Annotated in this window: 8 protein-coding genes; 3 read left to right on the top strand and 5 right to left on the bottom strand. The window is 69.3% G+C overall.

Annotated elements, in window-relative coordinates; all coding sequences use genetic code 11:
* Nucleotides 1-209 precede the first annotated feature (209 nt).
* Nucleotides 210-1,139 carry a DMT family transporter gene (locus tag FFS49_RS22755; protein ID WP_105818700.1) on the top strand — a complete coding sequence of 310 codons (930 nt, stop codon included), beginning with the start codon at nt 210-212 and terminating at the stop codon, nt 1,137-1,139.
* Nucleotides 1,140-1,298: 159 nt separating this feature from the next.
* On the opposite strand, the gene nth is transcribed toward FFS49_RS22755, so the two are convergent.
* Together nth and rsxB are read right to left on the bottom strand one after the other, a co-directional pair.
* Nucleotides 1,299-1,943, bottom strand: coding sequence for an endonuclease III (gene nth, locus FFS49_RS22750; protein ID WP_039370399.1), 645 nt, complete (start codon nt 1,941-1,943; stop codon nt 1,299-1,301).
* Nucleotides 1,940-2,932, bottom strand: coding sequence for an electron transport complex subunit RsxB (gene rsxB, locus FFS49_RS22745; protein ID WP_105818701.1), 993 nt, complete (start codon nt 2,930-2,932; stop codon nt 1,940-1,942). The genes nth and rsxB overlap by 4 nt, the downstream gene beginning before the upstream one ends.
* 157 nt (nt 2,933-3,089) lie before the next feature.
* Between rsxB and FFS49_RS22740 the strand changes: the two genes are divergently transcribed.
* Nucleotides 3,090-3,722 carry a TetR family transcriptional regulator gene (locus tag FFS49_RS22740; RefSeq protein ID WP_039370405.1) on the top strand — a complete coding sequence of 211 codons (633 nt, stop codon included), beginning with the start codon at nt 3,090-3,092 and terminating at the stop codon, nt 3,720-3,722.
* Nucleotides 3,723-3,810: 88 nt separating this feature from the next.
* On the opposite strand, the gene phaZ is transcribed toward FFS49_RS22740, so the two are convergent.
* Together phaZ and FFS49_RS22725 are read right to left on the bottom strand one after the other, a co-directional pair.
* Nucleotides 3,811-5,292 (bottom strand): polyhydroxyalkanoate depolymerase, encoded by a 1,482-nt coding sequence (gene phaZ / locus FFS49_RS22735; RefSeq protein WP_105818702.1) that lies wholly within the window; start codon nt 5,290-5,292, stop codon nt 3,811-3,813.
* Between the two features lie 212 nt (nt 5,293-5,504).
* Entirely contained in the window at nt 5,505-7,334 is a 1,830-nt protein-coding gene (locus FFS49_RS22725) for a glycoside hydrolase family 15 protein (protein WP_039370411.1), read from the bottom strand.
* A 166-nt stretch (nt 7,335-7,500) separates the two neighbouring features.
* Here FFS49_RS22725 and FFS49_RS22715 point away from each other — a divergent pair, with 166 nt between their 5' ends.
* A complete protein-coding gene (locus FFS49_RS22715) occupies nt 7,501-8,748 on the top strand; it encodes a lactonase family protein (RefSeq protein WP_105818703.1) in 1,248 nt (415 codons plus the stop codon).
* A gap of 120 nt (nt 8,749-8,868) precedes the next feature.
* Here FFS49_RS22715 and FFS49_RS22710 read toward each other — a convergent pair whose 3' ends face one another.
* On the bottom strand, nt 8,869-13,689 hold the full coding sequence (locus FFS49_RS22710; protein WP_137951019.1) for a DNA translocase FtsK: 4,821 nt from the start codon (nt 13,687-13,689) through the stop codon (nt 8,869-8,871).
* Nucleotides 13,690-13,838: the final 149 nt, after the last annotated feature.

Genomic DNA, 13,838 nt, shown 5'->3' with positions numbered 1-13,838 from the left:
GTACGCCGGGTCGGCGGACGGCGCTGGCGGCGGGCGGGTGCGGGGTGGCAGTGCCGGTCGCCCGCGGGCCGCTCCGGTACGCCGTGCCGGCCGGTTTCCACAGTGCCCGGCCAGCGCCCGGGAACGGGTAAGCGCGGGCTAGGCTCGCCGCCGCCGCACCGTTAAACTCCGACGATTTCCGGCGCCACGCCGATCGTCCCGATTCCATCATGACCGACACCGCCCGCCCGTCGTCCGCCGCCCTGCAGGGCACGCTCTATGTCGCGCTGTCCGCCGCCGCATTCGGCGCGATGGCGATCTTCGGCCGCTACGCATACGCGGCCGGCGTCGACGTGCTCGGGCTGCTGATCGTGCGCTTCGCGATCGGCGGCGCGGTGCTCGCCGCGATCGCTCGGCATCGCCGCGTCGCATGGCCGCGCGGGCGTGCGCTCGTGCCGCTCGTGGCGATGGGCGCGCTCGGCTACGTCGGGCAGTCGTTCTGCTATTTCAGCGCGCTGCAGCACGCGCAGGCGAGCCTCGTCGCGCTGTTGCTTTACCTGTATCCGGCCTTCGTCACGCTGCTGGCCGCATGGTGGCTCGGCGAGCGCCTCACGCGCGCGAAGGCCGTTGCACTCGTGCTGTGCGTCGCGGGTTCGGCGCTGATGGTCGGCGGCGGGCATGGCGAGCCGCTCGGGATTGCGCTCGCGCTGGCCGCCGCGGTGATCTATTCGCTGTACATCGTCGGCGGGACGAAGGCCACGCGCGGCGTCGATCCGCTCGCGACCACCGCGATCATCTGCCTGTCGGCAACCGCGACGCTCGTGGCGATCGCCGTGGTGCGGACCGCCGCGTTCGGCGCGCCGCCGCGCTGGCCCGCGACGGCCGGCGGCTGGGCGTCGATGCTCGCGATCGCGCTCGTGTCGACGGTCGCGGCGATGCTCGCGTTCTTTGCCGGGCTCGAACGGCTTGGGGCCGCGCGCACGTCGATGCTGTCGACGCTCGAACCGGTCGTGACGGTCGCGCTTGCGGCGCTGCTGTTCGGCGAAGCGCTGTCGCCGCTGCAGTGGGCGGGCGGCGTGGCGATTCTGGCTGCCGTGCTGGCGCTGGTGCGTGCGGGCGGCGCGGCGGCAGACGACGCGACGGCGACGTCCAACGCGTAGTCCGGACGGGGAAAGCGGGGCGATGGCGCGGGTGGCGACGCGCTATCGCGGTTGCGGCTGCGGTTGGACGGCCGGCCGACGGCCTACGGCCGGCGCGGCGCGCATCGTGCGCCCGGCCGCCCGGCGCCGGGCGGCTTGCGGCACGTCAGCGGTGGCGCGTCACTCGTTGGGCGGCGGCGTCTTCGGCCGGAATTCGCACAGCGGCTCGATCGCGCAGTGCCAGCATTCGGGCTTGCGGGCCTTGCACACGTAGCGCCCGTGCAGGATCAGCCAGTGATGCGCGTCCTGCAGGAATTCCTTCGGCGTGAACTTCTCGAGCGCGGACTCGACGGCGCGCACGTCCTTGCCCGGCGCGAGGCCGGTGCGGTTCGCGACGCGGAAGATATGCGTGTCGACCGCGATCGTCGGCTGGCCGAACGCGGTGTTCAGCACGACGTTCGCGGTCTTGCGGCCGACGCCCGGCAGCCCTTCGAGCGCTTCGCGATCGGCCGGCACCTCGCCGTCGTAGCGGTCCAGCAGGATCCGGCACGTCGCGACCACATTTTTCGCCTTGGTCCGGTACAGGCCGATCGTCTTGATGTACTCGGTGACGCCTTCTTCGCCGAGTGCGACGATTTGTCGCGGGGTGTTCGCGACCGGAAACATCTTCCGCATCGCCTTGTTGACCGATACGTCGGTCGCCTGCGCGGACAGCATCACGGCGATCAGCAACTCGAACGGCGTCGAGTATTCGAGCTCGGTGGTCGGATGCGGATTGAGGCTCTGCAGCGTTTCGTAGATCGCGCGTCGTTTGCTGGCGTTCATGGAGCGTTCTGGTCGGGCGGTGCGGACGGCCCGCCCGGGCCGTCGTTGCCTGCGTCGTTCTCGTCGTCGTTGCCGCTCGCGGCCGCGGCTTCGGCGTCGCGCCGGGCCTGTTGTTCGGCGAGCCGCTTGCGGCGCGCCTCGGCCGCGTCGATCTGCGCCTGGACGGCCGCGCTCACGCCTTCGGTGTTCTTCGGTCCGGCGCCTTGCCCGGACAGCTCTTCCTTCTTCTTGCGCGCCCGTTCGAGCGCGGCGGCGATGATCGCGCGCTTCTTCGCTTCGGCGTCGTCCGCGGCCGGTGCGGCGGATTGGGTTTCCGCTTGTGCCGCAGCCGGCTTCGCGGCACTGGCCGCGCGGCGGGCGGCCGCGCGCGCTTCGGCGGCCTCGCGTTCGCGGCGCTGGCGCGCGAGCCGCAGGTCATGGTGCTCGCGTGCGGCATCGGCCTGTTCCTGCGACCACGCATCCCAGCCGGTGCGTTCGCCGGTCACCGGCAGCATCGCGATACAGTCGACCGGGCAGGGCGGCACGCACAGGTCGCAACCGGTGCACTGCGACTCGATGATCGTGTGCATCTGCTTCGGCGCGCCGACGATCGCGTCGACCGGGCACGCCTGCATGCACAGCGTGCAGCCGATGCACAGGCTTTCGTCGATGAAGGCGACCGCGCGCGGATGCTCGCTGCCGTTGACGGGGTTCAGCGGAATCACCGGTTTGCCGAGCAGGCTCGACAGGCGCGCGATGCCTTCGGCGCCGCCGGGCGGGCACTGGTTGTAGTTCGCGTCGCCGGCGGCGATCGCCTCGGCGTACGGGCGGCAGCCGTTATAGCCGCACTTCGTGCATTGCGTCTGGGGAAGCAGATCTTCGATGCGATCTGCGAGTGTTCTGGAATCGGTCACGGTGACAACGGGCGCTGCGGCGCCGAATGGCTCTCGGCCGCGTGAGGCGCGGCCGGAAAGGTTTGCCAAAGCTCGATTATCGCCGATTTCCCGCATTGCGCTGGACGCCGTCTGTGCGCATAATCGAACCGCTTTTTTGCAGGGGCTCAGCAGGAGGGCGGCCGCCCGCGGCGCGCTCGTTCCAGGGTGCGCCGGCGCCGAGGCGGTGGGGGTGCCGGTCCGGATCACGCGGCTCACATAGCAAAACGCCACCATGAATCAGCCAAAAATCAAAAGAGATCCTGAAGGTACGCGCCGCCGCATCCTGATGGCGGCAGCCGAAGAGTTCGCGAGTGGAGGGCTGTTCGGCGCGCGCGTCGATCAGATCGCGCGCCGGGCCGAAACCAACGAGCGCATGCTCTATTACTATTTCGGCAGCAAGGAGCAGTTGTTCACGGCCGTGCTCGAACACGCGTTCTCCGCGCTGACCGAGGCCGAGCGGGAGCTCGATCTCGACGGCGTCGCGCCGGTCGAAGCCGTCACGCGGCTCGCGCATTTCGTTTGGGACTACTACCGCGACCATCCGGAACTGCTCAGGCTCATCAACAACGAGAACCTGCACGAAGCGCGCTACCTGCACAAGTCGACGCGGATCCGCGAGATGATGTCGCCGATCGTCGCGAAGCTCGGCAACGTGCTGACGCGCGGCCAGAAGGCCGGGTTGTTCCGCACCGACGTCGATCCGCTGCGCTTCTACGTGACGCTGTCGGGGCTCGGCTACTACATCGTGTCGAACCGCTTCACGCTCGCCGCGACGCTCGGCCGCGACTTCACCGACGCCGACGAGCGCGCGGAGATGGTCAGGATGAACACCGAAGTGCTGCTCGCGTATCTGCTGCGGCGCTGATGCGCTGACCGCGCCGAAGCGGCCGCCGGATGCAAAAACGCCGCCGTGCGCAGGCAACGGCGGCGTTTTTTCGTCGGAACGCTGTGCGTCAGGCGGCCTTGCGCGTGCGCACGGCCTTTGCGCGCGGGCTGCCGGCGGCGGCGCGTTTCGCGGCCGGAGCAGCCTTGACGGGAGCCGGTGCGGCGGCCTTCGCCGGCGTCTTCGCGCGCGTGCGCTTCGCTGCCGTGGCGCGCGTCGTTTCGGCCGGTGCGTCGCCTGCCGGCACGGCGGAGAGCGTCTTGGCGGCCCGCGCTTCCGGGGCATCCTTCGTCGCACCGTGCTTCGGCTCCGGTGCATGCTCGCGGATGAAATCGCGCAGCTGCGGATAGATGATCGTTCGCCAGCGGCGGCCCGAGAAAATCCCGTAGTGACCGCACTTCTCGGCGGTCAGGCTGCGGCGCTGGTCCTGCGGGATGCCCGTGCACAGCTCGTGCGCGACGTGCGTCTGGCCGCTGCCCGAGATGTCGTCGAGTTCGCCCTCGATCGTCATCAGCGCGGTATGCCGGATGTCCTGCGGACGCACGCGCTCGCCTTCGACATCCCACGTGCCTTCGGCCAGGCGGAATTCCTGGAACACGACGCGGATCGTCTCGAGGTAATACTCGGCGGCCATGTCGAGCACCGCGTTGTATTCGTCATAGAAGCGGCGATGCGCTTCGGCGTCGTCCTCGTCGCCGCGCAGCAGGCTCTGGTAGAAATCCCAGTGCGATTGCGCGTGCCGTTCCGGGTTCATCGCGACGAAGCCCGTGTGCTGCAGGAAGCCCGGATACACCTGGCGGCCTTCGCCCGGATAGTTCGCCGGCACCGTGTGGATCACGTTGTTCTCGAACCACGCGGTCGAGTGCTGCGTGGCGAGCGAATTCACCGACGTCGGGCTGCGGCGCGCGTCGATCGGGCCGCCCATCATCGTCATCGTGAGCGGCGTGTCCTCGCCGCGGCTCGCCATCAGCGAGATCGCCGCGAGCACCGGCACCGTCGGCTGGCACACCGAGATCACGTGCAGGTTGCGCGCGCCGATGTGACGGATGAACTCCTGGATGTACGCGATGTAGTCGTGCAGGTGGAACGGGCCGGTCTCGACCGGCACCATCCGCGCGTCGATCCAGTCGGTGATGTAGACCTTGTGATCCTGCAGCAGCGTGCGCACGGTGTCGCGCAGCAGCGTCGAGTGGTGGCCCGACAGCGGCGCGCAGACCAGCACGACCGGTTCGTCCTTCAGTTGCGTGACGGCGTCGGCGTCGTCCGAATAGCGCTTGAAGCGCAGCAGCCGGCAGAACGGCTTCTCGACGATCGTCTGCTCGACGATCGGGATGTTGTGGCCGTCCTTGACGATCTGATGAATGTTGAATTCGGGCTTCTCGTAATCCTTGCCGAGCCGGTACATCAGCTCGTACGCGGCGGCCATCCGCGTCGCGCCCGGCATCAGCGAGAACGGGCTGGACGGATTGGCGAACGATTTGGAAGCGGCCTGGGCCCAGGCCGTCAGCGGGCTCAGCATGGCGCGCTGGAATTCGTGCAGTTGGTAAAGCATGCAGACTACTCCCGCGTGGGGGACGGTGCGCAAGGGCGGCGTGGGGCGTCGCGGCGTGCCGTGTGGGTCAGCGACCGGCCATGTTGCACTGCAGCCGGACAATCGCGTCGATCATATCGGACAACGATGGGTGGTGCAATGCAACATTTCCCCGATTTTTCATCAAAGTTTTGCGATTTGACGATCTCTGACCAAGCCGCTCGCGCCCCCGTTCAACGCCCCGTCGCCACGGCCGGCGCGGGCTGGCCGGCTGCGCGCGCCATCGCGTCCTCGTGGTGCATCAGGTTCATCGCGGTATGCACGAGCGCCACGTGCGAGAACGCTTGCGGGAAGTTGCCGACGAGCCGCCCGGCCACCGGGTCGTACTCCTCCGCGAGCAGCCCGAGGTCGTTCGACAGCGCGAGCAGCCGGCTGAACAGGCGATGCGCGTCGTCGATCCGGCCCAGCAGCGCATAGTTGTCGACCAGCCAGAAGCTGCACGCGAGAAACGTGCCTTCGCCGGGCGGCAGGCCGTCGTCGTAGTCGGTCGTGCGGTAGCGCATCACGAGCCCGTCGTGCAGCAATTCCCGCTCGATCGCCTCGACCGTGCCGACGATGCGCGGATCTTCCGGCGGCAGGAAGCCGAGCAGCGGCATCAGCAGCACGCTGGCGTCGAGCTCGTCGCTGCCGTAGCTCTGCGCAAACGCCTGTTTGCTTTCATGCCATGCGTTGTTGCACACGTCGGCATGGATCTGGTCGCGCAGCGCGCGCCAGCGATCGAGCGAGCCGGGCAGCCGGAACATCTCCGCCGACTTGATCGCGCGGTCGAACGCGACCCACGCCATCACCTTCGAGAACGTGAAATGGCGGCGGCCGCCGCGCGTTTCCCAGATCCCTTCGTCGGGTTCCTGCCAGATCTTCTCGAGATGGTCGAGGAGCGCACATTGCACGGACCAGACCGTGTCGTCGGCCTGCAGGCCGCCCACCCGGGCGAGGTGCAGCGCGGCCATCACCTCGCCGAACACGTCGAGCTGGAGCTGGTTCGCGGCGCCGTTGCCGATGCGCACCGGCTTCGAGTCCTGGTAGCCGGGCAGCCAGTCGAGCTCCATTTCCGGCAGCCGGCGTTCGCCGGCGATCCCGTACATGATCTGGATCTGTTCGGGCGAGCCGGCCATCACGCGGCCGAGCCACGTGCGCCACGCGCGCGCCTCGTCGTAGTAGCCGCCGCGCATCAGCGCGAGCAGCGTGATCGTCGCGTCGCGCAGCCAGCAGTAGCGGTAGTCCCAGTTGCGGTTGCCGCCGATCTTCTCGGGCAGCGACGTGGTCGGCGCCGCGACGATGCCGCCGGTCGGCTCGTATGCGAGCGCCTTCAGCGTGATCAGCGAGCGGCGCACGGCGGCCGCGTAGCGGCCCTGCACCTGACAGCGGCCCGACCATTCGAGCCAGTAGTTCTCGGTGCGCGCGAGCATCGACAGCGGATCGCGCGCGGGCGGCAGCCGCAGGTGCGAGGCCGCGTAGCTGAGCGAGAACGGCACGCGCTCGTCGGCGCTCACCGTGAATTCCGCGAGCGTGTGGAGATTCTTGCCGGTGAGCGGCACCGGCGTGCGCAGCACGACGGTGTCGGGGCCCGCGATCGCCTTCATGCCGTCCTCGCGGGTCAGCTGCGTGACCCACGGGATCGAGAATCCGTAGTCGAAGCGCAACACGAGCTCCATGCGCATCTTCATCGTGCCGTGGCGGCCGACGACGATCCGCACCAGCTCGGACCAGCCGTTGCCGGGCGGCATGAAGTCGACCACGGTGACGGCGCCGTCGGCGCTTTCGTAGTCGGTTTCGAGAATCAGCGTGTCGCCGCGGTAGCGGCGCGTCGTGTGCGTGATCGCGGCGTCGGCGGCCGGTGCGAGCAGCCAGCGGCCGTGCTCGGGGGTGCCGAGAAGCGCCGCGAAGCAGGCGCCCGAATCGAAGCGGGGCCAGCACAGCCAGTCGACGGAGCCGTCTTTAGCGATCAGCGCGGCGGTGTGGCCGTCGCCGACGAGGGCGTAGTCTTCGATCAGGGCAGGCATGGGCAGGCGATCCTTGGGTATTCGAGTTCACAATGCGGACGGCGGCGGCCAAGGCTTCACGCGCTGGCACCGCGCCCCGTATACTCGGCCGGGCGGCGGAGCGCATGAACGGCCGGCGTTTCGTCCTATCTCAACACTTGAAGCGACTCGATGCAAGGAGGATTCAATGCCCAACCGTTTACGCGAGCATGACGCACGCGCTTCGACACGAGGGTTCCCGCTTAGGCTCGCTCACTGGATGAAAGGTTTCGCGCTCGTGCTTTCCCTTTCCGCGACCCATGCATTTGCGCAGCAATCGCCCGCCCCGGCCGACGGCGTCTACAACCTGCTCGTCGGCACCTATACGGGAGGCGGCAGCGACGGCATCTATGTTTACCGCTTCGATACGAAAACCGGCAGCGTCGCGCCCGTGTCGTCGGCGAAGACCGTGAATCCGTCGTACCTGTTGCCGAGCCGCGACGGTCGCACCGTCTACGCGGTCAACGAACTGCCCGGCGACGACGGGCCGGCGACGACGCGCGGCGGTGTCAGCGCATTCCGCTTCGACGCGAAGACGGGCGCGCTGAGTTTCATCGACCGCGTGTCGTCGGAAGGGAACGATCCTTGCTATCTCGCGCTGTCGCCCGACGGCAAGTACCTCGTGACCGCCAACTACTCGGTCGCGAAGGATCCGGGCGGCAGCTTTTCGGTGTTTCCGCTGCGCGACGACGGCGCGGTCGGCCAGGCCGCGCTGACCGTGCACCATGAAGGCACGGGGCCCGTGAAGGGCCGCCAGGACGGCGCGCACGTGCATTCGACGGTATTTTCGCCGGACGGCCGTTATCTGTTCGTACAGGATCTCGGCGCGGACAAGCTCTACGGCTACCGCTACACGGTGGACGGCAGCCGCGGGCTGATCAGCCCGACCGACACGCGCTACACGCCGGTGAAGGCGGGCTCGGGCCCGCGTCACATGGTGTTCGGCGCCGATGGCCGGTACGCGTACGTGACGAGCGAGCTCAACGCGTCGGTCGAGGTGTTCGGCTACCACGACGGCAAGCTGGCGCCGGTCGAGACGGTGCCGATGACCGCGCCGGGCTTCAAGGGCAAGGTCGGCGGCGGCGCGATCCACCTGTCGCCGGACGGCCGCTTCCTGTACGTGAGCAACCGCGGCGACGCGAACGAGCTGGTGATCTACGCGGTGAACCAGGCCGACGGCCGGCTGAAGCACGTCGGCCGCCAGTCGAGCCTCGGCAAGACGCCGCGCGAGTTCCTGATCGATCCGACCGGCAAGTGGCTGATCGTCGGCAACCAGGACAGCGATACGTTCTACGTGTTCAGCCGTAATGTCGAAACGGGGCAGCTCGGCCCGAATCCGCAGAAGGTGGAGGTCGGCAAGCCGGTCGACTTCAAGCTGGTGCCGGTCGCGTTGTAAATCGCGGCCGATTTCCGGTCGATGCAAGAAGGGCGCTGCCGATGCAGCGCCCTTCGTATGTCGGGCAGCCGCTTGCGCGGCGCGCCCGTATCGATGCCGGCAGCCGTGCTGCCGGCTTGCTCAGTCGGCAGCGGCCGGCACGAGCACCTCGCGGCTGCCGTTGATGCCCATCGCCGACACGAGGCCCGCGGCTTCCATCTGCTCGACGAGCCGCGCCGCGCGGTTGTAACCGATGCGCAACTGCCGCTGCACCGACGAGATCGACGCGCGCCGGGTGCGCACGACGAACGCGACGGCTTCGTCGTACAGCGGATCGGCTTCCGCATCCGGTGCATCGCCGAACAGGTCCTGCGTCGCGCCGTCGGCGGCCGGGCCGTCGAGAATCCCTTCCTCGTACTGCGGCTCGCCGAACTGCTTCAGGTACTCGACGACCCGATGCACTTCTTCGTCCGCGACGAACGCGCCGTGCACGCGCTGCGGGTAACCGGTGCCCGGCGGCAGGAACAGCATGTCGCCCATCCCGAGCAGCGATTCGGCGCCCATCTGGTCGAGGATCGTGCGCGAGTCGATCTTCGACGACACCTGGAACGCGACGCGCGTCGGGATGTTCGCCTTGATCAGGCCCGTGATCACGTCGACGGACGGACGCTGCGTCGCGAGGATCAGGTGGATGCCGGCCGCACGCGCCTTCTGCGCGAGGCGGGCGATCAGCTCTTCGATCTTCTTGCCGGCGACCATCATCAGGTCGGCCAGCTCGTCGATCACGACGACGATCAGCGGCAGCGTCGACAGCGGCTCCGGATCCTCGGGCGTCAGCGAGAACGGGTTGCCGATCTTCTTTTCCTTCGCCTCGGCATCGCGGATCTTCTGGTTGAAGCTCGCGAGGTTGCGCACGCCGACGGCCGACATCAGCCGATAGCGCTTTTCCATCTCGCCGACGCACCAGTTCAGTGCGTTCGCCGCGAGCTTCATGTCGGTGACGACGGGCGCGAGCAGGTGCGGGATGCCTTCGTAGACCGACAGTTCCAGCATCTTCGGGTCGATCATGATGAGCCGCACGTCCTCGGGTGTCGCCTTGTACAGCAGCGACAGGATCATCGCGTTGATCGCGACCGACTTGCCCGAGCCCGTCGTGCCCGCGACGAGCATGTGCGGCGCCTTCGCGAGATCGGTGACGACCGGGTGGCCGGTGATGTCCTTGCCCATCGCGATCGTCAGCTGCGAGGCCGAGTGCTCGTACTGGCGCGACTCGAGAATTTCCGACAGGCGGATCATCTGGCGCTTCGCGTTCGGCAGTTCGAGGCCCATGCAGGTTTTGCCGGGAATCGTCTCGACGACGCGGATCGACGTGAGGCCGAGGCCGCGCGACAGGTCCTTCATCAGCCCGACGATCTGGCTGCCGCGCACGCCGAGCGCGGGCTCGATCTCGAAGCGCGTGATCACGGGGCCGGCGGACGCGCCGACCACCGTCACCGGCACCTTGAATTCCTGCAGCCGCTGTTCGATCACCTGCGCTGTTTGCGCGAGGTGTTCGTCGGTGATCGTTTCGATGTCGCCCGACGCGGACGCGCGCTCGAGCAGGTCGAGCGTCGGCAGTTCGACGCTGAACGACGCGGGTGCGTGGAATTCGAAGGCGTTCGGGCGCGGCTGGCGCGCCGGGGTGTCGGGGGCCGGGGAGCCGGCTGCGGCAGGTGCGGCCGGTTCGGTTGCCGGGGTGGTTGCTTCGGCCAGCGGGGCAGCGGGGATCGCCGGTGCGGACAGGCTCGCGCCGGCGATCGTTGCTGCGGGTTGCGGCGGTACCACGGGCGATGTGGCTGACGGTGCCGCGGAGACATTCGGCACGGACCAGCTTGCCGGCGACGAGGTCGGGGCGGCCGGGGAGGCGAACGTCGCGGCTTCGATGGCAGCAGGTGCGGAAGCGATCGACGGAGCCAGCGCCGCGGTGGTTGCGCCGAAGGACGTCAGTGAGCCGGAGATCGGTTGTGCCGGAGTTGCCGCGGCGGTGGTGATCGGTGCGACTGCGCCGGAGGACGTTGCCGTCGTGGCGGCAGGGGCCGGCGGCACGGGCAGGCTCGCGGCCGGCTGCGATGCGGTTGTGCCGGACGGGCTGAATGTGCCGAATGCCGTACCCGTCGACGAGGATGCCGGGGTGGTCGGATATGTCGGGGCCGGCGCGGCGGACGGAGCAGCGACCGAGCCGGATGTGACATTCACGGGCGCCGAGGTCGAGGCGGCCGGCGCGCTCGAACCGGATGTCGAGGCCGTCGGGCTGGCCGTCGACGGCGTCACGGCAGGCACAACGGGCGATGCGGCTGCTGATGCCCTGGAGAACGCACCGTCAGTCGTGTCCGCCACGGTCGATGCCGATGCGGTCGGCTGCGACAGCGGTGCCGACGTGGCGCCGGTCACGACGCGGGAAGACTCAACCGTGTATGCCGAAGCGGCCGGCTGCGACAGCGAAGCCGACGTAGTGCCGGTGACGCCGATCGGGGATGCCGGCGAGACGGATGCAGCGTTCGAAGCCGAAGCGGCCGGCTGCGACAGCGAAGCCGACGTAGTGCCGGTGACGCCGATCGGGGATGCCGGCGAGACGGATGCAGCGTTCGATGCCGAAGCGGCCGGCTGCGACAGCGAAGCCGACGCAGCGCCGGTTACGCCGATCGGAGATGCCGGCGGAACAACGGCAAAAGTCGGCGCAACCGGTTGAGCCAGCGAGCCGGATGCCGTGCCGATCACCCCATCCGACGAGGCGGAAACGGTGACTGGCGCAATGCCCGACGCGAATGCAGGCGCTTGCGTGGTCGAACCGTGGGCGGCGCCGACGAGCGGTGACGCAGTCCCTGCCGAAGCCGCTTGCGTGGCGGCAAACGATTGGGCGGCAACCGGCGATTTCGGCAATTCCTCGGTGACAGGCGTCTTTATCGTGGCCGGTTGTGTCGTCGAAGGCGTCCACGTCCATGCTGTCGCTGGTACGGTGCCTCGAGCGATTGCCGCCGGCGGCGCTGCAGGTTCCACCGTGTCCGGCTTGGCAGCTTCCTGTGCGGCGCTCGACGCGGCCGGTGCCGCCGCCGCAAACGGCCCGATTTCGGCACTTGCGCGCGGCGTCGTTTCGGCGATCGGCGAAGCGGGCAGGGCCGCGAACGGCGGGATGTTCCCGGCGGGCTTCACGTCGGCGTGCGCATCAGCGATGCCCTGCGGCACGCTGGCCGATGCGGTGCGATCGATTGCAGGAGCGGGTTGCGCGGTGGACTTGTCGTCGGCATCGAACGATGCCGGCGGGTTGCTCGTGGCGAGGTCCTGGGCCGCCTCGGTCCTTGCTTGCGCGAAGGCGGCGTGGGCCGGTTCCGATCCTGTCACATTCGTCGATGACTCGGCGACCGGGTTCCATGCGGACGCGTCGAACGCGGGAACCGGCGGGCTGGCGAGGTCTTCCCACGGTGCGAGGTCGATGGGCGCGTCGAACGACGGCACGGGCGCGATCCCCGATGCCGGCGTGGCAGCGACATCGTTGGCGTGCCGGGTCTCGTCATTGGCGTGATTAGGGAACGCGCCGTCGTCGCCGGTATTCGACAGCGCGTACGGTGCGGCGGCGTCGAATGCCGCGGCTCCCGCATCGGCGACCGGTGCATGGACGGCCGGCGCTGCCGGCATGAATGCGTCAAGCACGATCGGTGCGTTGTCGTCCGCCGGCGCGCGGGCGAGCGGAGCACTGGCGTCATGCGCTGCGGCGAGGCCGTGGGCCGCGGAGGCGATCCCGGTCGGCACGGCCGCTGCTGCCGGCGCTGCCATGCCGGTAGCCGCCGCGGTTACACCGGCCACGGTTGCCGCTGCCGCCGCGTGCCCGGCATCGTCCTGCGCACCGGCCAGCGTCGCCCACTGGGCGGTGCTGGCTTCGATCGAGCGCAGCGTGTCGTGCACGCTCGGCGCCGGCGTGATCGGCGCGGCAGGTTTTTCCGTCCACGCATAGAGCGGTGCACGCGCCGGCGTCGGCTGCGCCGGGCGACGTCGTGCCGCATCGGGTGGCAGGCCGGCCGAACCGGCACCTGCGGCGGCACGTACCGGCGGGCGCTGCGGCTGCGTGGCGGCCGGCCGCGGCGCGACCGTGGTACGCGGCGGGGTCGGCTTCAATGCGGCGGTGGCCGGCCGCGCGGCAGTCGGCCGCGGGCGCACAGGTTGGAATCCGGCAGGAAGTGGGGCCGGATCGGGGCGCGGGACTTGCGAGTTCGCGGCTGCGCGCGCGAGGCTGGCGGTGCTGCCGGTCGTCGGCGGCGGCATCGCGGTGGCCGGTGTGATCGGCGCGGGCGGTGTCGGCATGCTGCGCTGGGGTGCGGTCGGTTTCAACCAGCCCGATGGCGCGACAGGTTCCACGTGCGGGCGCGCAGGCGTGCTGCTGCGCGGTTTCGGCCGCGCCTGCGGGTCGGGTTTCCACAGCGTCGGGCGCGAATACCGGCCATTCTGGCGCGGCGCCATCGAATTGACGGTATGCGCGGTGGTCGGCTGGACGATGTCGTCGTCGCGATGCAACGCGCTGCGCGGCAGGTCGGCGATGCCGCGCGCTTCGTCATCACCGCCGTCGCGCGCCAGCTTGACGCCGAACGACGTGTCGACCCACGCGGCGAACTGGCGCCAGCCGATGCCGGTCAGCCAGGGCAGCCCGGCGAAGAACAGCACGACCATCGCGACCGGCGTGCCGATCGGGCCGAGCACGTGGGCGAAGCCTGCCGAGAACGCATGGCCGAGCGCGTTCGTGTCGGGGCCCGACAGCGGGCTCGTCAGCGTGCAGCTCGCCACGAACACCGCGGCGAAGCCGAGCCACAGACGGATCGAGCCGCGGCCGGCAAGCCCGACACCGCCAGGCAGCATCGCCTGCACGAGACGCCAGAAGAGAAGGAGGAACCAGACGGCGGAGATGCCGAACCAGCCGAAGACTACCGTGTGCATGCTTTGAAACAGGAGTGGGGAGGGGCGCGCGGGGCGCGACCCGCCGAGTTTAACCGGCCGGCGGACAAGACTCTAACGCGGCGTGCATTCGAATTCACGCCGCGCGACGCGTGGCGCGGCACACGCGCGTGGCGCGCCACGCGAAGGCG

The organism is Burkholderia sp. 4NA327C6, assembly GCF_005502655.1.
Lineage (GTDB): Bacteria > Pseudomonadota > Gammaproteobacteria > Burkholderiales > Burkholderiaceae > Burkholderia > Burkholderia contaminans.
This window is presented reverse-complemented; position numbering and strand designations above follow the sequence as displayed.